At 43.6% G+C, this 17,672-nt stretch carries 22 protein-coding genes; 20 read left to right on the top strand and 2 right to left on the bottom strand.

The genetic code is table 11. From position 1 onward, the window contains the following. Positions 1–16: 16 nt before the first annotated feature. From BK139_RS22025 to BK139_RS22005, 5 genes are all read left to right on the top strand, one after another. Positions 17–511, top strand: a complete 495-nt coding sequence (locus BK139_RS22025; protein WP_076263082.1) for a PH domain-containing protein — start codon at positions 17–19, stop codon at positions 509–511. Further along, positions 508–1,962, top strand: coding sequence for a PH domain-containing protein (locus tag BK139_RS22020; RefSeq protein ID WP_076263080.1), 1,455 nt, complete (start codon positions 508–510; stop codon positions 1,960–1,962). Before BK139_RS22025 ends, BK139_RS22020 begins: the two co-directional genes overlap by 4 nt. Before the next feature lie 82 nt (positions 1,963–2,044). Further along, complete coding sequence (locus tag BK139_RS22015) at positions 2,045–3,145, top strand: serine hydrolase (RefSeq protein WP_076263120.1); 1,101 nt, start codon at positions 2,045–2,047, stop codon at positions 3,143–3,145. A 102-nt stretch (positions 3,146–3,247) separates the two neighbouring features. Next, positions 3,248–3,916, top strand: a complete 669-nt coding sequence (locus BK139_RS22010) for a response regulator transcription factor (RefSeq protein ID WP_076263077.1) — start codon at positions 3,248–3,250, stop codon at positions 3,914–3,916. Beyond that, positions 3,913–5,271: a sensor histidine kinase gene (locus tag BK139_RS22005; protein WP_076263075.1), complete on the top strand. Its 1,359-nt coding sequence runs from the start codon at positions 3,913–3,915 to the stop codon at positions 5,269–5,271. Before BK139_RS22010 ends, BK139_RS22005 begins: the two co-directional genes overlap by 4 nt. An 8-nt stretch (positions 5,272–5,279) precedes the next feature. Here the strand turns inward: BK139_RS22005 and BK139_RS22000 are convergent, their stop codons facing one another. Beyond that, on the bottom strand, positions 5,280–5,459 hold the full coding sequence (locus BK139_RS22000) for a hypothetical protein (RefSeq protein WP_076263073.1): 180 nt from the start codon (positions 5,457–5,459) through the stop codon (positions 5,280–5,282). Positions 5,460–5,590: 131 nt separating this feature from the next. On the opposite strand from BK139_RS22000, the gene BK139_RS21995 reads away from it, so the two are divergent. From BK139_RS21995 to BK139_RS21940, 12 genes are all read left to right on the top strand, one after another. Further along, a complete protein-coding gene (locus tag BK139_RS21995) occupies positions 5,591–6,502 on the top strand; it encodes an ABC transporter ATP-binding protein (RefSeq protein ID WP_076263071.1) in 912 nt (303 codons plus the stop codon). Further along, the gene (locus BK139_RS21990; protein ID WP_076263068.1) at positions 6,499–7,209 is read left to right on the top strand and encodes an ABC transporter permease; all 711 of its coding nucleotides are present in this window, start codon (positions 6,499–6,501) and stop codon (positions 7,207–7,209) included. The genes BK139_RS21995 and BK139_RS21990 overlap by 4 nt, the downstream gene beginning before the upstream one ends. Beyond that, the gene (locus BK139_RS21985; RefSeq protein ID WP_076263065.1) at positions 7,209–7,940 is read left to right on the top strand and encodes an ABC transporter permease; all 732 of its coding nucleotides are present in this window, start codon (positions 7,209–7,211) and stop codon (positions 7,938–7,940) included. Before BK139_RS21990 ends, BK139_RS21985 begins: the two co-directional genes overlap by 1 nt. Before the next feature lie 163 nt (positions 7,941–8,103). After that, positions 8,104–9,435, top strand: a complete 1,332-nt coding sequence (locus BK139_RS21980; protein WP_076263063.1) for a polysaccharide deacetylase family protein — start codon at positions 8,104–8,106, stop codon at positions 9,433–9,435. Between the two features lie 139 nt (positions 9,436–9,574). Then, on the top strand, positions 9,575–10,240 hold the full coding sequence (gene yknW / locus BK139_RS21975) for a YknW family membrane protein (RefSeq protein ID WP_076263061.1): 666 nt from the start codon (positions 9,575–9,577) through the stop codon (positions 10,238–10,240). Next, the gene (locus tag BK139_RS21970; RefSeq protein ID WP_076263058.1) at positions 10,241–11,359 is read left to right on the top strand and encodes an efflux RND transporter periplasmic adaptor subunit; all 1,119 of its coding nucleotides are present in this window, start codon (positions 10,241–10,243) and stop codon (positions 11,357–11,359) included. Beyond that, entirely contained in the window at positions 11,356–12,048 is a 693-nt protein-coding gene (locus tag BK139_RS21965; protein ID WP_076263055.1) for an ABC transporter ATP-binding protein, read from the top strand. The genes BK139_RS21970 and BK139_RS21965 overlap by 4 nt, the downstream gene beginning before the upstream one ends. Next, positions 12,045–13,238, top strand: a complete 1,194-nt coding sequence (locus BK139_RS21960) for an ABC transporter permease (RefSeq protein WP_076263053.1) — start codon at positions 12,045–12,047, stop codon at positions 13,236–13,238. The genes BK139_RS21965 and BK139_RS21960 overlap by 4 nt, the downstream gene beginning before the upstream one ends. A gap of 60 nt (positions 13,239–13,298) precedes the next feature. After that, positions 13,299–14,000 carry a tubby C-terminal domain-like protein gene (locus BK139_RS21955; RefSeq protein WP_076263051.1) on the top strand — a complete coding sequence of 234 codons (702 nt, stop codon included), beginning with the start codon at positions 13,299–13,301 and terminating at the stop codon, positions 13,998–14,000. 75 nt (positions 14,001–14,075) lie between these two features. Continuing rightward, entirely contained in the window at positions 14,076–15,077 is a 1,002-nt protein-coding gene (locus BK139_RS21950) for an EAL domain-containing protein (protein ID WP_076263048.1), read from the top strand. Positions 15,078–15,303: 226 nt separating this feature from the next. Next, positions 15,304–15,819 carry a GNAT family N-acetyltransferase gene (locus BK139_RS21945; RefSeq protein ID WP_076263046.1) on the top strand — a complete coding sequence of 172 codons (516 nt, stop codon included), beginning with the start codon at positions 15,304–15,306 and terminating at the stop codon, positions 15,817–15,819. A 57-nt stretch (positions 15,820–15,876) separates the two neighbouring features. After that, complete coding sequence (locus BK139_RS21940) at positions 15,877–16,032, top strand: DUF1540 domain-containing protein (RefSeq protein WP_076263044.1); 156 nt, start codon at positions 15,877–15,879, stop codon at positions 16,030–16,032. An 80-nt stretch (positions 16,033–16,112) separates the two neighbouring features. Here BK139_RS21940 and BK139_RS21935 read toward each other — a convergent pair whose 3' ends face one another. Continuing rightward, positions 16,113–16,382, bottom strand: coding sequence for a hypothetical protein (locus BK139_RS21935; protein ID WP_076263042.1), 270 nt, complete (start codon positions 16,380–16,382; stop codon positions 16,113–16,115). A gap of 256 nt (positions 16,383–16,638) precedes the next feature. Here BK139_RS21935 and BK139_RS21930 point away from each other — a divergent pair, with 256 nt between their 5' ends. Genes BK139_RS21930 through BK139_RS24190 form a run of 3 tightly spaced genes read left to right on the top strand, consistent with a single transcriptional unit; the run spans position 16,639 to position 17,448 of the window. Beyond that, a complete protein-coding gene (locus BK139_RS21930) occupies positions 16,639–17,091 on the top strand; it encodes a GNAT family N-acetyltransferase (RefSeq protein WP_076263040.1) in 453 nt (150 codons plus the stop codon). Positions 17,092–17,112: 21 nt separating this feature from the next. After that, a complete protein-coding gene (locus tag BK139_RS24195; protein ID WP_175609178.1) occupies positions 17,113–17,280 on the top strand; it encodes a hypothetical protein in 168 nt (55 codons plus the stop codon). A 6-nt stretch (positions 17,281–17,286) separates the two neighbouring features. Then, positions 17,287–17,448, top strand: coding sequence for a hypothetical protein (locus BK139_RS24190; RefSeq protein WP_175609177.1), 162 nt, complete (start codon positions 17,287–17,289; stop codon positions 17,446–17,448). The last annotated feature ends 224 nt before the right edge of the window (positions 17,449–17,672 follow it).

The following is a 17,672-nucleotide window of genomic DNA, read 5'->3' as shown; positions in this document are numbered from 1 at the left end:
CAGATAGGAGATTTATATGCTCGTAAATATAAAGGAGCCTCAAAACCGGATATCGCCAAGGGCTATCCGGGTATGGATCATCTCTGAGGTGATCCAGAATATCATCGGATTTGCTGTTCTGGGAGTTTTGTTTTATCTGGATGATTTATTCTCATGGAAGGAATGGATCGGCTGGGTTCTAATTATCTTATTAATTGTCTCGATCCCAGCTGCAATTTGGTCTTTTATATCACCGTTTATTAAGTATAAAAGCTGGCGCTATGATGTGGATGAAGAATATGTACAGATGAAGTCAGGGGTATGGCAGGAAAAGCATCTGCTGATTCCCATGACAAAAGTACAATCGGTTGAAACCGTACAGGGTCCCATTATGAGGAAATACGGGCTATATTCAGTGACTATGGGGACAATGGGTTCCTCTCACACGATTCCGGCTCTGCCGGAAGGTGAGGCGGCCTCATTAAGAAATCAGATAGCCAAATATGCCAAAATAAAGGAAGAAGACGAATGAAGCAAGCCAGAAGATATCATCCGCTTCATATGTTATTTGGAGTTATTCAATTACTGAGAAATGCAACATTTATCGCCCTGTTTTTATTTGTGATGAAAGCCGATTCACAATTCTTTTTAATTGTATGGGGACGCAATCTTTTTCTTCCGTTTCTTGCCTTGGCTGGAATATCAATTTTCTTAAAATGGCTTTCAAATAAGTATACGGTTGACGATGCAGAAATTCATTTATCTAAAGGAGTTTTTGTCCGTTCTAAGCAGACTGTGCCATTTTCTAAAGTTCAGAATACCCATAGGCATACGTCCATTCTTCACCGGTTATTTGGTGTCACATCTCTTACACTTGAAACAGGAATGGAGGGTATTGATTCTGCAGTTGAGTTCAAAGTGATTTCTTTAAAGGGAGCTGCCTGGCTGGAGGAGAAGGTTTCAGCGGAAACAGAAGCAGAAATGCCGGATATGAGCGGAAGAACACTGCATTTCACACCTGAAAAAAAAGATCTTATAAAAGCATCATATACTTCGCTGAGTTTCCTTGTGCTGCTGTCACTGATTGCTTCCATTTATACAAAAGCATCAGAATTTATCGATTTGGAAGAAAGAGGACTGGACTTTTTAAAAGTGCATTTTTCATCATGGCAGGTGCAGGCTTCTGCACTCATCTTTTTTCTGCTTTTATCAGTACTGGCAGGTTTTCTGCGCACGTATATAAAGTATGGAAAATATGAAATCTTATCTGATGAAAAACGGATTTATATCCGCAAGGGTTTCTTGGAAGAAACCTCTTTCTCCATTTCAAAAGACCGGGTTCAGGCCATCGAAATTAAGCAAAATGCTATGAAACGTTTGGCTGGAGTGGCTGAAGTTAAGCTGGCGGCGGCAGGTGATGTTATGGAGGGAGAGGAGAAGGAAGGTGTAAATTCACTATTTCCTTTTCTGCCTGTGGATCGGGCCTATAAGTTAGCAGAGGAGATTTTGCCGGCTTATGAGGTTTCACAGTCCATGGTTCCGCTTCCGAAAAACGCCTTATGGGCAAGCCTATTATCGCCAAGCTGGCTATGGATCATCTCGACAGCAGCCCTTTCTTATTTTAAGCCTGAGTTTATGGGGTTTGGGGATACCTGGATAGCGGCTTCTGTCATTTTAATCATTCTGGTTGTGTTTGCAAGGACAGCTGGATATGCAAATGCACGGTACTTAATCAATGGCTCTTTTATCCAATTTAAGACCGGGATTATTGGTACACGGGTCTTTATCTCCAAACGCAGTAAAATCATTGAGGCAGAAGTAACGGCAACACGCTGGCAAAAAATGTTTGGTCTGGCCTCTATACAGACTGTAAACCGAGGGAAGCCTGTTCAGCATGCCGGCATAGAAAATGTACCGGCGGAATGGGCTTCATTCTTCCATACCTGGTATAAGAGCCGGATAGATGAAGTGAAAATTAAATAGTTTTTTCCATAAAATTGAAACCTCTGGGATTAGCTTTCGTATGTAATAAATAAAAGATAATTATGGAGGTTTCCTTTTGAAGATGGTTTGGATCAGTACGGGAGTCATTCTAATGTTAGCAGCAGCTGTTTTAGCTGGGTTCATGTATCTCAAGAGTAAGAGCAGCGGGGATCCTGAGTCGGTAATTGATTATGTGCAAGAACACAAAGGAACAGAAAATATGGCTATGGTTATTCGCCATAACGATGAGGATTGGGTTAGCATCAATAAGGACATGCCGCTGCCTTTGGCAAGTACGGTTAAAATCATAGTGGCAATCGAATACGCGCGCCAGGCAGCAGAGGGAAAAATAGACCCGCAGCAAAAAGTCGATTTAAAAACACTGGAAAACTATTATGTTCCTAATACAGATGGCGGAGCCCACGAGGCTTGGATTAATAGCCTTACAGATGATGCGGAAAATGTGCCATTGAGCGAAGTGGCTAATGGGATGATCGCCTATAGTTCAAATGCCAATACCGATTACCTGTTAAAAGTTCTGGGGATTGAAAATGTGAATAAGCTCTCTGATGATCTGCAGCTTTCCAGTCATGAAGAGGTGTATCCGATTGTCAGTGCCCTGTTTATTCCGATGGAACTTATGGAGGATAAGGGTTTGTCAAAAGAGGAAGCACTTAAGGAATTGAAGAGCATGAGTCTTGAAGAGTATCGAAAGAGAGGTAGAAAAATTCATCAAAAATGGGAAAGCAACCCGCCGCAAGAACAGGATAAGGAGGAAGTGCTGAAGGTTCTGGATATGGAATTTCAAAAGGTATGGTCTGACAGGCTTCCGCGTGCTTCTGCTGGTGACTATGCAGAGCTTATGAAGCTATTAAACAGCAAAAGCTATTTTTCCAAGGAAGTCCATTCTTATTTGGATCCCGGGATGGAACAGCTGATGAAAAACCCGAGAAACCAGGAGTGGCTTCAGCATGCAGGGCAAAAGAGCGGCTCAACAGCCTTTGTTTTTACCATCAGCATGTATGCAGCCGATAAAGAGGGCAATCGTACAGAAATGGCTTTCCTGGCAAATGATTTGAGCGATAGGGAAATTAAAGAGCTTTCAAGGAATATGAACAGTTTTCAGCTTGAATTTATGACAAACAGCGAATTCCGGGACTCTGTAAAAGAGAAACTGCATTAAAAGTATAGAAGAAGCATTCGTATATAAGGGCGGATGTTTTTTTGCCTAGCAAAATCTCCTGAAATAGCAGATTAATAAAAGATAAGTTAAAGGGTGGAGAGTATGGCGCGAATCTTATACATAGAAGATGAAAGTGATATTGGCAGCTGGCTGAAAAATGATTTAGGGGAAAGAGGCCATGAGGTGATCTGGCTGCAGTCCGGGGAAGGGATGGAAGGCTATCTTTCTGAAGCGGATATGGCAATTTTGGATGTGATGCTTCCCGGGCTTGACGGGTTTTCGCTTGGGAAGCGGATTAAGAAAATAAAGAATGACATGCCGGTACTTATGCTTTCTGCAAGGACGGCGGTGGAGGATAAGCTGGAGGGCCTGAGCTTTGCGGATGATTACTTGACAAAGCCTTTCCAGCCGGATGAGCTTGCTGCGAGGATTGAAGTATTGTTAAGGCGATTTCAAAAGAATGATCAGGTGCTGGAGCTTCACCACCTGCAGGTACATACAAAGGATATGCGGATTATCGACCAGGAGGCAGACCGTGAAATTCAATTGACAGGCAAGCAGTATCAGCTCTTTCAGTTCTTTATTCGCCATCTGAATCAGATACTGACAAAAGAACAGCTCTATGAAGGCATCTGGGGAGAACAATACATGGAGGGCGATAAAACCCTGATGGTTCATATCCGCTACCTTCGTGAAAAGCTTGAGAAGAATCCATCGCGTCCGGAAATCATTGAGACCATCCGCGGAATCGGCTACAGGGTGAAGATATGAAAAAATTTTTTCAATCGCTGCAGTCGAGGTATATGGCGATTATTCTGGTTGCCTTATTTCTGTTTCAGGCAGCTTATTTACTTGTGGCATTGCTGGTTATGGGTCTCGAGGAAGACATTTTAGGAGGGCAGGGCAATAAATACGAACCAAAGCAGATTGAAGAAAAATGGCATGCTGATGCAGCAGAACTCGAGAACGCCTCAAGGGAATCCGTTAGCAGTCTATTTGCTGAATGGAAAAAGACGTATTCTGATGCTTCGATGTTTTGGGTAGATGAAATGGGAAATCTGATGGAGCAGCGGGATGTGAAGTCGAATCTTCCTGTTCAGTGGACGCCTGCCTTTACAGCGAAGTTTATTAAGGAGAGGTATGGCGGTGATCCTTATACAGTCATTAGCTTTATTGGCGGGGATGAGAAAAATGGTTTTATCGTTCTTGAGATACCGCGTAATTTGTTTCTTCCTCCGATGGTCCAGGTTGCAGATAAATACGGAATCTTCCTGGGAGCAGGCCTGCTTTTGATCATTTCTCTGTTTATCATCGTCTCCTTTTTATTTTTCCGGGGCATTCGCAAAAGGCTGCTCCATCTCCAGGAGGCAATGGAAAGACGGGATATGGACAGCCTGCCAATCGGTATCGATGTGCAAAAGAATGATGAAATCGGCCAGCTGGAACAGACGTTTAATGAGATGGTCGAGGAGCTTAAAGAAAGCAAGCGGCGCGAGCAGGAGGAAGAGCAGCTGCGGAGGGAGCTGATTGCGAATCTGTCACATGATCTGCGTACGCCTTTGACGAAGATCAATGCGCAAACCTATTCTATCGCAAAAGAAGATCTGTCTCCTGAAGGGAAGCAGGCTGTCAAAGCACTGGAAACCTCAATCATCAAAATTGATAGACTAATAGAAAATTTAATGAGCTACACGCTTTTAATGGCGAGCAAGCATAAGCAGGAGCTGATCGAGCTGGATGCGGTCCGGTTTGTTCGTGAAAATATGGCGTCCTGGTATCCTGTCTTTGAGAAGGAAGGCTTTGAAGTGAACATCGAGTTAGAGCCATTTGAGAAGAAATGGCAGGCCGATCCAATGTGGCTGGGCCGTATTTTTGATAACATTCTGCAAAATGTGCTGCGGCATGCGAAGGATGGGCTTTACCTTGAAGTGGCGACATTATCCACCGAAGATTGCGATGCCATTGTTTTTATTGATCATGGTAAAGGGCTGAAAAACAGTTCCAATGAAAAGGGAGCGGGGATTGGCTTATCGATAGTGGATATGATGGTAAAGGGTATGAAGCTTGAGTGGGAGATTGAGTCCGGTGACAGTGGTACAGTAATTAAAATCATTAGAAAACATTAGGAGCAGCCTCAGGAGGTGCTCCTTTTTTGCTTCATTTTCCATAAGATAAACACTTGATAGATGCCAAAAAGAACAGCCAGTGTAACCAGGACAACCCAGCCATAGGTGTGCGGAATAAGGAAATATACGAGTAAGCAGGCAATCAGGAATACCGCGTACCCAATGTTAAACAGTTTTTTAAACGTCATTATGTTTACTCCTCTCTGCTGTATTAGACGCATAGCAGAGGGGAAAAGTGTCATTTTTTAAACAAATTTTAAACTTCCCTCCACCTTTGTTTTAACCTTCGCCGGATAAGATGGAATTTGAGGTGAGAGGAATGGAGTATGTCGTAAGAACAGAAAATTTATCAAAGCACTTTGGTCAGGAGAAAGCAGTATCAGGACTGGAAATGAAAATACCAAAAGGTGAGATTTACGGATTTCTGGGACCGAACGGGGCAGGGAAAACGACTACAATCCGGATGCTGTTGGGACTCATGAAGCCTACTTCCGGCAGAATTGAAATCTTCCAAAATGATTTAAAGAAAGAAAGATTAAATATATTGAGACGTGTGGGCTCGCTTGTGGAGTCACCATCCTATTATCCGCATTTAACGGCAAAAGAAAATCTGGAAGCCATGAGAAAAATAGTGGGTGTACCGAAACAGAGAATCGATGAAGTGCTGGAAATTGTCCGGCTGACAGCTGCCGGGGATAAAAAAGTAAAGGGCTTCTCGCTTGGGATGAAGCAGAGGCTTGGGATTGCTGCTTCACTGTTGAATAACCCCGAACTGCTGATTTTGGATGAGCCGACAAACGGTTTGGATCCTTCAGGAATTATTGAGATTCGCAATTTAATTAAAAGCCTGCCATCTGAATGCGGAATGACCGTGCTGATCTCCAGCCATCTATTATCGGAGATTGACCAGATGGCGACAACAGTTGGGATTGTGACAAAAGGAAAAATGATATTTCAGGACTCTATTGAAACGATGCGCATGTTTGCACAGCAGTCCGTTCTATTAAAGGTCAGCGAGAGTGATAAAGCCTGGCGTGCCCTGCTTGGAAGGGGATTGAAGGCAAGTTTGGATAATGGCATCATTTCGCTGCCCCAGCAGTCGGATGAAAAAGTGGCTGAAGCCGTACGCGGACTTGTGGCAGACGGATTTTCCGTTTACCGGGTAGAAGAAGAAAAGCGGTCATTGGAAGACATATTCCTGCAAATGACAAGGGAGGAGCAGGCCGGATGATGGGGAAATTGCTGTCAGCCGAATTTATGAAAATCAAGCGGAAAGGAATCTGGTTCCTGACCATCCTGGGTCCTATTGGGGTAGTAGCCATGCAGATGGTCAATTATGGAGTGCGCAAGGAGTATTTGTTCGGTCAGAATGATGACCGCTGGGGATATTATTTGGACAATATTCATTCATTCACACCGCTGGCGATTGTGCTGGGCATCGTCATCCTGACGTCTTTTATGTCGAGCATTGAAAATGAAACGAATGCCTGGAAACAGCTGATGGCACTGCCTGTTTCGAAAATGAGCGTGTATTTATCAAAATTCACGGTGCTGTCAGTTCTGCTTTTGATTTCTTCTGTGCTTTTGCTGCTGTTCACGCTTGCTTTTGGAACCTCTTTGGATTTGGGCGGTGAGATTCCGTATGCCGGACTGCTGAAATATAGTTTTTATCCTTTTTTTGCGGCATTGCCTGTTTTGGCGCTGCAGCTTTGGGTAGCGACCGTGAGTGTGAACCAGGGTGTGCCAATCACTCTGGGCATTCTGGGTGTGATCTTGACCTATGCCGGCTATGCTTTACCGGATTGGCTGATCTGGAAATGGCCGCTGCTGCTGAACGACTGGGAGGAACCTCTCATCAACGTCCTGCTTGGTGCCGGAGCAGGCATATTATTATACGCAGCAGGAATGATTGATTTTGTGAGAAGGGATGTGAAATAATGCTTACTATTTTGAAATCGGAATGGTTTAAACTGCGCAAATCAAACATGATCGGCATCCTATTAGTGGGTCCACTGATTGGTCTTGGTGCGGGGATTGGGACAGATACAGCTGAAGCAGCGGGGATGATGAATGAATGGTATATGCTTCTGATCTATATGAATTTGCCTTATGCGGTTTTCTTTTTACCGTTAGTGACGGGAGTCCTGGCAAGCCTTGTCTGCAGGTATGAGCATCAGGCCGGGGGCTGGAAGCAGCTGCTGGCACTGCCAGTCACAAGAGGGAAAGTATTTGCTGCTAAGTATGTTCTGATCCTGTTATTGGTATTGTTTATCCAGTTATTTTATTTGGCCGCTATTGCAGGAGCAGGATTATATAAAGGCGTAGCTGATCCTTTTCCGGCGGAGATTGTCTGGAAGAGCATACTTGGAGGCTGGGTCGCAGCGTTCCCATTAGTCGCACTGCAGCTGTGGATGTCTGTCTGGTTCAAAAGCTTTGCGGCGCCTTTTGCAGTCAATGTCGTTTTTACGCTGCCATCCATTCTGGCAATGAATTCAGAGAAAGTGGGTCCCTATTATCCGTGGGCACAGCCGTTTGCCATGATGTATCCCACATCCGATAGCGGTGACATTTTCTTTATTCCATGGGAGCAGCTTATGACTGTGATCGGGGGATTCTTTTTACTGTTTTATCTGGGCGGCTATTTTTATTTTCAGCGGAAGGCTGTGTAGGTAAGATACCAGGGGAGAAATCTCCTGGTTTTAAAAATACAGAAACAAAAAAAGGATCTCTTTCGTCTATAAAACGAGAGGGTTCTTTATAACTCCATAAGTATTTGCGGTACCCTCTGATACGAAGAAAATACACTCAATCATTACAAAGGAGTGCCTTCAAATGAAGAAGTGTTTTGCTTTGGTCGGAGCTATGCTCAGTCTTTTTATTATGGCAGGCTGTCAGAATTTCAAATCATCAGCAGACATGGCGGCAGTAAACTACCATTCTACTCAGGAGAGCGGCCTTGAAAAAAAGGCCATCCCCAGCATGACGAGGGAAGAGAAAGAACAGCTGTTAGCCGAGGCTAAGGTTTCATCCCAACAATATGATTACGAAAAAGCTATTACACTATTAAAGCAATCAGGTATTTCTGAAGATGAAGACATACAAAGGGCTTTAGATGCTTACGAAAAACAAAGGAATCATCTCGTCAAATGGCTAGACAACAGCAAGATTCCTCATTTATTTTTTCACTCATTGATTGTGGATGCATCCAAGGCATTTGATGGTGACAGTATGACTCAAGGTTATCAGGATTACATGGTAACCATTGATGAATGTAAAGAAATCTTAAACGAATTATACGAAAGAGGATACATCCTTGTTAATCTTGAGGATATTGCAAAACTCAATTCAGAGGGGGAAATGGTTTATCAGGATATTCTATTGCCTCCAGATAAAAAACCATTGGTGCTGTCGCAGGATGATGTCAGTTATTATGAGTACATGAGGGGAGACGGATTTCCCCAAAACTTAACGCTCGATACTAATGGAGATATCACAAATACTTATCTAAATGACAAAGGGGAATCCATTCAAGGGGCTTATGACCTGGTTCCCATCGTGGATGACTTTGTTGAACAGCACCCGGATTTTTCCTATAAGGGATCAAAAGGAATTATTGCATTAACCGGATATAACGGAGTATTAGGATATCGAACTTCTGAGACCACCTATGGCCCGAATAGTGAAAAGCATAATCCAAATATAAAAAAGGATCAGCAGCAGGCGAAAAAAGCAGCAAATGCAATGAAGCAAAAGGGGTGGACATTTGCGTCACATACGTGGGGACACCTTGATGCAGGGAAGGCATCTCCAGAACATTTAGAAAAAGATCTGCTTAAATGGAAAAGAGAGGTTGAACCGATCACAGGACCTGTAAACACCATAATATTCGCGTTTGGCAGTGACATTGGAGACTGGCACCAGTATTCAGGTGATAAATATGATTTATTGAAAAGCCTGGGTTTTGCATATTATGCCAATGTTGATGCATCAAACACCTACTGGTCTCAGATAGGACCGGATTACTTCCGGCAAGCACGCATAAATGTAGACGGGATTCGTATGCGTGCAGCGTTAACTGGACAAAGTGATGTTTTAAAAGATTTTTTTGATGTTAAACGAGTTTTTGATCCGTCCCGGCCGGGTGCGAATAAGCTTTTGCAATGAAGAACATGGGGAAAACATGAGAACCGTCCCCATGTTTTTTTTTATTTTTTAGGGTGAAAATGTAATTTTTTGAAACCTTTTCTATATATTTCCGTAATGCATAGTGGAATTATTTTTAACTAGAATAGGAGTGTTCTATATGGAACAGGAAGTAAAAACGAGCAGTAAAAAACCTAGTTTGCTAGGGATGATTTGGAGTCCGGGGGAGCAGTTTGACCGGATCCGCCAAAATCCGAGGGTTTGGGTGCCGCTCATTTTGGTGAGTATTATTTATGCAATTGGCATGTTTTTAATGGCAATGTCGATGGATGCATCTTATCTGGGCCTCGAAGGGATGAGTGACGCGGAAGCGGAAATGGTGATGATGTTTGCCAGGGGCGGAGTTGCCATTACAGGTATTTTCACTCCGGTATTTGTGGCGCTGATTTCAAGTGCCATCTATATGATTTTCACGAAGATTGCCGGATCAGATGCGACGTTTAAACAGCTGTTCTCTATGAATGTCCACATTATTGTGATTGGCGGTTTTGGTCTTATCCTTAACATGGCATTGAGAGCCGCTATCGGCGGAAATCCGGAAATTTTTATTACTAGTTTAGCAGGGCTGATGAATAGTGAAAAGCCGGGAATCTTAGGTTCTATTGAATTATTCAGTATTTGGCAGTCGGTTATCACGGCGATAGGGCTGCAGAGGGTGGCAGGATTATCAAAAGGCTGGGCTTGGGGCATTGCGATTGCGTTCTTCATTATTGGCATTCTGTTTGCTTTACTCAGCAATACCGTCTCAGGAATGACTGGTGTTTAAATGAAAAAGAAAGTTTGGATTGCCATCGGAGTGACGGCTGTGGTTTTGCTGATGGCTGGCGTGAGCATCTACAGACAGGCTTTCGCCAAAGGGCCTGAAGTAAAAACTGCCCATCCGGTGCAGGAGGAAATAACAGAACAGATCATGATTCCCGGTACAGTGAAGCTGGTAAATGAACACAAGATATATGCTTCTCCCGAAAAAGGAGAAATAAAGGAGTTCCTTGTGGAAGAAGGGGATTCAGTCAAAAAAGGAGAGGTTCTGGCCAGGTTTGATGAGCAGGCATTAACACTGGAACTTGAAAAAGTTAAACTCCAGGCTGAATCAGGTTATTTAAAAATCAATCAGCTGGAAAAACAGGAAGATGAGCTGGATGATAAGGAAAAAGAGCTGCGCAAACAGGCTGGAAAAAAAGAAGCTGAAAAACAGATACAGCCTGAAAGGGATCAGCTTAAGCTGGAAAAGCGATTGGCGAATCTGGAATTAAGCCAGGTGCTTTTGCAGAAGAAGGATATTGAAAAACGCCTGGAAGAATTAGAGATTAAGAGCACGATGGATGGAGTGGTGCTCCAGGTGAACAAAGCAGCGTCATCCGACCCATCTTCGGCAGGAAAGCCAGTCATTTATATTGGGGATCTGAAAGCGATTGGAGCATCTGGCATGCTTTCAGAATTCGATTCATTGAAGGTCAGTGAGGGGCAAAAAGTAACCCTCCGTTCCGATGCGATTCCTGACAAGGAATGGAAAGGTGAAGTCAGCGAAGTGGCTGACATGCCTGAAGAGAACCAGGGAATAAACCCTGCGGAAAATAATGCGCCGCAGTATCGGGTGGAGATTTCGGTAAAGGAAATGTCCCTGAAACCGGGTTTTCAGCTCATAATGGAAATCGAAACGGATAAGAAGAAGGCACTCACTGTTCCTGCAAACGCAGTGGTAACGGGAGACAGCAGTGTATATGTATTCGTGGTCAGGGATCAGAAAAGCTACAAACAGGAAGTGGAGACTGGTGTTGCTTCCGGGAATAAAATCGAGATAACAGGCGGACTTGAAGAGAAGGATTTGATCATTACGAATCCATCAGATCAGCTGAAAGATGGCGTGGAAGTGGATGCGGAATGATCAACTTAACAGGCATAACCAAGTCCTATCAGGTGGGAAAAGAAAGCATTGAAGTATTAAAAGGTATTAATCTAAGCATTGAGCAAGGTGATTCTGTAGCCATTATGGGGCCATCCGGATCGGGCAAATCCACACTTATGAATATTATTGGATGCCTCGATCTGCCGACAGAAGGAATATATGAACTGGATGGAGAGAATATATCCCATTACCCGGAAGCAGAGCTGGCAAAGGTCAGAAATCAGTCGATCGGGTTTGTGTTTCAGCAGTTTCATCTGCTTCCGAGGCTGACGGCTATTCAAAATGTAGAGCTGCCAATGATTTATAGCGGTCTTGCTAAAAAGGAACGATTGGAACGGGCGGAAGCTGCGCTGGTTAAAGTGGGACTTGCCGATCGGATGGGGCATCTGCCGAATGCCTTATCAGGAGGGCAGAAGCAGCGGGTTGCCATCGCCCGGGCGATTGTGAATGAGCCGAAAATCATCTTGGCGGATGAACCGACAGGTGCACTGGATACGAAAACAAGTGCCTCCATTATGGAGCTGTTCAGTGAGCTGAACCATGAAGGATCAACAATTGTAATGGTGACACATGAACCTGAGATAGCAGAATATGCTCATCACACGATTATGGTGAGGGACGGGCTGATTGTGAACGCTGAACCTTCCCTGAGGGGGGCGCCTGTATGAGCTTTTTAGAAAATATCAAAATGGCGCTCAGCTCATTGAAGGCGCATAAAATGAGATCGATTTTAACCATGATCGGAATCATTATTGGTGTTGGGGCTGTCATCATTGTGGTTGCCATCGGCCAGGGCGGAGAAGCGATGCTGAAAACGCAGCTGACAGGCCCGGGCAATACAGTGGAATTATTTTATCAGCCTTCTGAGGAGGAAATTCAGGCAAACCCGAACATATTTAATGAAGCTCCTTTTGATGGGGAAGATATCAAAGCACTGGAGCAGATTCCAGAGGTTAAACGGGTAGTTGCTTCAAGCTCACAGTTTTCACAGGCTTCATATGGAGAACAGACTGCAGAGACATCAACGACAGGAGTTGGCCCTGCGTATTTTGAGCTGAACAATGTGGACCTGGAAAAAGGGCGATCCTTCACGGCTGCCGATTTCCTTGGCGGACGCAGGGTAGGGCTTGTCAGCTTTTCAATAAAGGAGGAGCTCTTTGACGGCAAGTCGCCGGTTGGCGAAGTGATCCGGATTGGGAACCAGCCGATTGAGATTATTGGCGTCATGGAAAAGCCGACAGGACTCTTTTCATTCGGTGTTCTGGAGATCTATGTGCCTACCAAAACATGGCAGACTATTTATGGGAAAAGTGACTTTACCCAGGTGACACTTCAGGCTGAATCTGCTGATCAGCTTCAGACGGCTGGAAAGAAGGCTGCCAGCTTACTTAACAAGATGCATAATACAGAAGAATCTTATATGGTCATCAACATGGAAGAAATGGCAGAAGGAATCGGCCAGATTACAAAGGTCATGACGTTAATCATCGGCAGTATCGCCGGAATCTCGCTGTTTGTCGGGGGAATTGGCGTCATGAATATCATGCTCGTGTCTGTTACAGAAAGAACGAGGGAAATCGGCATCCGTAAAGCACTCGGAGCGACCAGGGGACAAATTATGGGACAGTTTCTAATCGAATCTGTCACCCTTACCTTGATCGGCGGAGTGCTGGGTATTCTGCTGGGCTGGGGTTCGGCATCCCTCATTTCATTCTTTGCGGGATGGCCATCGCTCATTTCATGGCAGGTCGTCGCCGGAGCCCTATTCTTCTCAATGGCAATCGGCATTATATTCGGACTGCTTCCGGCTAATAAAGCCTCTAGGCTGAGTCCGATTGAATCTTTGCGGTATGAGTGATTAATAAAGAGGCTATCTCCGGCTGAGGCTGGGGGTAGTCTTTTATTTGAGGTGAACATAATGATTCAATTAAATATTATTTTTGTTTTGTTTATATTAGCCTTGCTTGCGCGGTATTTGGTATTTGACGCATTTGAACCCGCTATGTTTGCGGCTGCCTTTTTGTTTCCTGCTGCATCTATTGTGATTTTTTTCATTAGCAAGAGACTTGCAGAAAGGGAGCGGGCTTATCTGCCGAAATCCAAGGATGACTGGTCATTTTATCACATCCAAAAGTCGTTAATGATTGAAAAGCCGCTCTTTAAAGGACAAAACCTGAGAGGGTACGTTAAACGTTATTTTCCACAGAGATGGCAGTATGTCATAGGAGATAGTTTCGGGTTAAATTGGTATTTGTCTTTTGAGGTGCGCATTGACCAGGATTTGTATGATGTACGCTGGTATCGTAAAAAGTGGATAAGCCAGCAGGATCAATGGAGGATTTATAAGAACGGAACGCAAATAGGAGAAGCTCATACAGTCATCACTTTAAAGAATGCAGCAAAATTAAAAGAAGCTATTGAATACAGATTCCATGACGTTTCTTATATATCCTCCGCCTCATCGGTAATGTCAGCCATTACTTTAACTAGAGAAACAGCCGTGCTTGGCAGATTAAAACGGAGTCATATTATTAGCGGTGTTCAGGAAATCAATGTGGAGGAAAACAATCACGACTATCTTGTTGCATTAATCATTCATTCTTTTTATTTTAAAAACTGATTCAATGCGTTTCACCTATAAGCAATCCGGTAATATAGTAAAATAGAACTATTACATAATAAGGGTGTGCTTAGGATGAGCTGTAATGCTTGTAGGGTGGAGGATTTGCGCTTTGAGGTAAAGGCATATGGAGAACTAAATTGCCGAATGTTTTCAAGTGTAGCTGAGCATTTGGAGAGAAAAGGCGTTTTGGTGGAAGCAAAATCAGACCGGTTCGTGCTGAAGGAAGATGGCATGCGGGATTTTCTTGATTTTTGCAGGGAGCATATGGAAGCTGAATGTGTCAGCTTCAGGTTGGCCGATGACGCGTGGCGCCCCATTGCGGAGGCTGCTGAGATCCTGGATAGCCAGTGGATTGATGAAGTGATTGCCAATGGGCTGGTTACCTGCCATGCACAGCCGATTCTCAATAGAGATGAAGAAGTTTTCGCCTATGAAATGCTGGCGAGATTTTATACGGAGGATGGGTCGGTGATTTTTCCGGGAGAAATATTTGGTGCAGCCAGAAAGCGCGGGAGATTGTATGCGCTCGATCGCTTGTGCCGCATGACGGCGGTCAGATTTGCTTCGTTTATTGATAAAAAGGCCTTCATCAATTTTATACCAACAAGCATTTACTCGCCTGAGTTCTGCCTGAAGTCAACGGTACAGCTTGCGAACCGCTTAGGAGTGGATCCGAATCGGCTCGTATTTGAGGTGGTGGAAACAGATAAAGTGGAGGATACGGATCATTTGAAAAGGATCCTCGCTTATTATAGGGAAAAAGGATTCCGCTATGCACTGGATGATGTAGGCGCCGGGTTCAGCACGATCGAGTTATTGAGCGAGCTGCAGCCGCATTATATGAAGCTGGATATGAAATATGTTCAGGGCGTGTCCACAGATCCAGATAAACAGAAAACAGCGGAAGCTTTTTTACAGCAGGCATTGAAGATGGGGTCCGTCCCGCTTGCTGAGGGTGTGGAGACCAGGGAAGACTTTGAGTGGCTCCGGGACAGAGGATATCAGCTGTTTCAGGGGTATTTGTTTGGAAAACCTGCTCCAATAGCTGAAAAAGGCAGGAAAGTAATATCCTAGAGCTGAATTAGCAGAAATGGACCAGTATTTTTCGAATAAAAGGTGTGTCGGGAAAACTTCTGTGCGGATAGCTGAGAAATAGGTCCTCATAAGATTTTTTCTGAGCGGATATCTGTATTTTCTGAGCGGATAAAAAAATTTATGTGCGCTCAGCAATTTTTAAAGGTAATACGGCTGAAATCAACGAACATACATAGGATGAAAACAGCTGAATAGGGGTTAAGAAATGGAGCTTAAAACAGAGAGGCTAATAATCCGTAAGTTTACATCAGAAGACTGGCAGGCAGTTTATGAGTATACAGCAAACCCGGATGTGATGAGATACATTCCGGAAGGTGTATTCACAGAAGAAGCTGCAAAAGAGTTTATCCGCAAAAATATAGAGAAAGCTGAACATTTCCCTGTTTTTATAGAAGGGGATATTCTGATCGGCCATATAGGGTTTCATAAGTATTTCGGTAATCATACATATGAAATCGGCTGGGTATTTAATCCGAAGTTTTATAATAAAGGCTACGCATCAGAAGCAGCATATGCGGTTCTGAAATATGGCTTCGAAAAGCTTGGCCTGCACAGAATTATCGCAACCTGCCAGCCCGAGAACCCGCCGTCTTACCGGGTGATGGAGAAAATCGGCATGAGGCGGGAAGGTTTTTTCAAAAAGTGCATTCCACATGGGGATGAGTGGTGGGATGAATATTATTATGCGATTCTGAAGGAAGAATGGAATTCAGATAAATAAATGGACTAGTATATCACCATCCTGAATTGAAGAAAATATGGCCAGGAGGTGATATACATGGCTAAAGATGTTCTTTGTGAAGTAAATAACTGCACTTATTGGGAACAGGGAAATAAGTGCGCTGCAGAAGCTATTTATGTTGTCAGCCATAAAGGCAAGCAGGCGTCCAACAGCAAAGAAACAGACTGTAAAACGTTTGAGCCGGGAATGTAAGTCTGAGGGGAGGGTAACCGATCTGGTTACCTTCCTGCTATTTATTATTGATAATAATTATCAGTTTCATTCAAAAAAATTTACCATGCTGATTCTTTTGTTTTTCGAAGCGGAGTCAGTTTTTTCATGTTTTTAAAGATTTTATAATGGGCAGTGCCTACTTTTTCTTCTACATAATCCAATGAATAATCACCCGATGGATCAGATAGTTCCCCAATTGCACGTGAAAGGTGGTCAATGACTGTTCTATATGATTCATTCTTCTTATGGTCTTCCTGTGAGTTCATTTCTAGCATAATGTCGTGAGCAAGGCTTTGAATTCTCCGTAAACGAATTTGCTTCGCTGGCATATGATCGCATCCTCCTCTTTTTTGCTGAATCAATATATTATATATGGCCTTTCCATAGAAAAAATAACTGAAATCCGATGTGCGCATTTACTGGAATAATATAGTATAATGAGTGGGTCTTGTTTTTTTCTGACAATTTGGTAAAAGGAGGCGTTCAATATGCTAAATAAAAATTTAGTTATTATGAATCAAAATAAGGGGAGAACGCCTAATTAATAACAGCGTTTCCCCAAAACGTGAAAAGGGGAAATTTATTTTGAATACTGGCAAAGTGAAAATTGAAGAAGTTACATCAGACAATTGGTATGATTGCTGTTTATTAGAGCTATCAGAGGAACAAAAAGCCTATATGGAGCCAAATGCAGTTTCTATTGCGCAATCTAAATTTGAATCGGCGCTGAGACCGTACGTGATTTACCTGGAGGATAAAGCTGTCGGCTTCTTAATGTTTAATACATGTATTGAAGAATTGGATGCTTACTGGATTTATCGGATTATGGTTGATAAGGAGTACCAAGGCAAGGGAATAGGAAAAAAAGCGACCGAACTGATGATTACGGAGATGGGGAAACTGCCAAATGCGAAAAAACTTGCAGTAGGCTACCATCCAGAGAATCTGGGAGCCCACAATCTTTATGCAAGTTTGGGGTTTGTGAATCATGGCGACCGATTTGGGAAAGAAATGGCTGTTGTGAAAGAGTTAGATTAAGGAACAGGGGGGAGATGCAGAATGAAAGTGGGAATGGCCCTGTTTATAGGAGGGCTGATTTTGCTTATGTCCGGCATCTTTCTGTCTGCCTATTGGGCAATTGCCGGCAGTTTCATGGGGATCTTCGGAGGGATGATGATGGGAAGCTCTTCTTATTGCCTTGCGAAAACAGGGCAGAAGGCAGGTTAAGAGATAATGGAATTTATGATTTTCTTATTTGTTTTCTTTCTTTTTCTGGCAATCAGTTCCGTAATGAATGTGTTATTCAAGATGACGGAAAAGAAGCATTGGGGCATGTCATTGCTGCTGAGCCTGTTGCTGGCTGTCATAACAATTGCCATTTTGGGGATTAAATAGGAAGAATGAAGTCCGGGGAGGATTCCCGGGCTTTTTATCGCAGTCTAACGGGCAGTAAGACACCTGCTTCAAGACTCAGAGGAATCAAAGGAGGATAAGCAGGGGTCAAACTGCCCGTAAAGGCCCGAAAAGAAGAGCAAAGACTAAGAACGCCACGTCCTGTGGCAACGTCTTTGTGACCCACTTCCTGTGGGCCTCAACTAACAATCAGTGGGGGATAAGGA

This window comes from Paenibacillus sp. FSL R5-0490 (assembly GCF_001956215.1).
Classification (GTDB): domain Bacteria; phylum Bacillota; class Bacilli; order Bacillales; family Cytobacillaceae; genus Cytobacillus.
The sequence above is the reverse complement of the archived record's forward strand: the minus strand, read 5'-3'. Positions and strand labels throughout refer to the sequence as shown.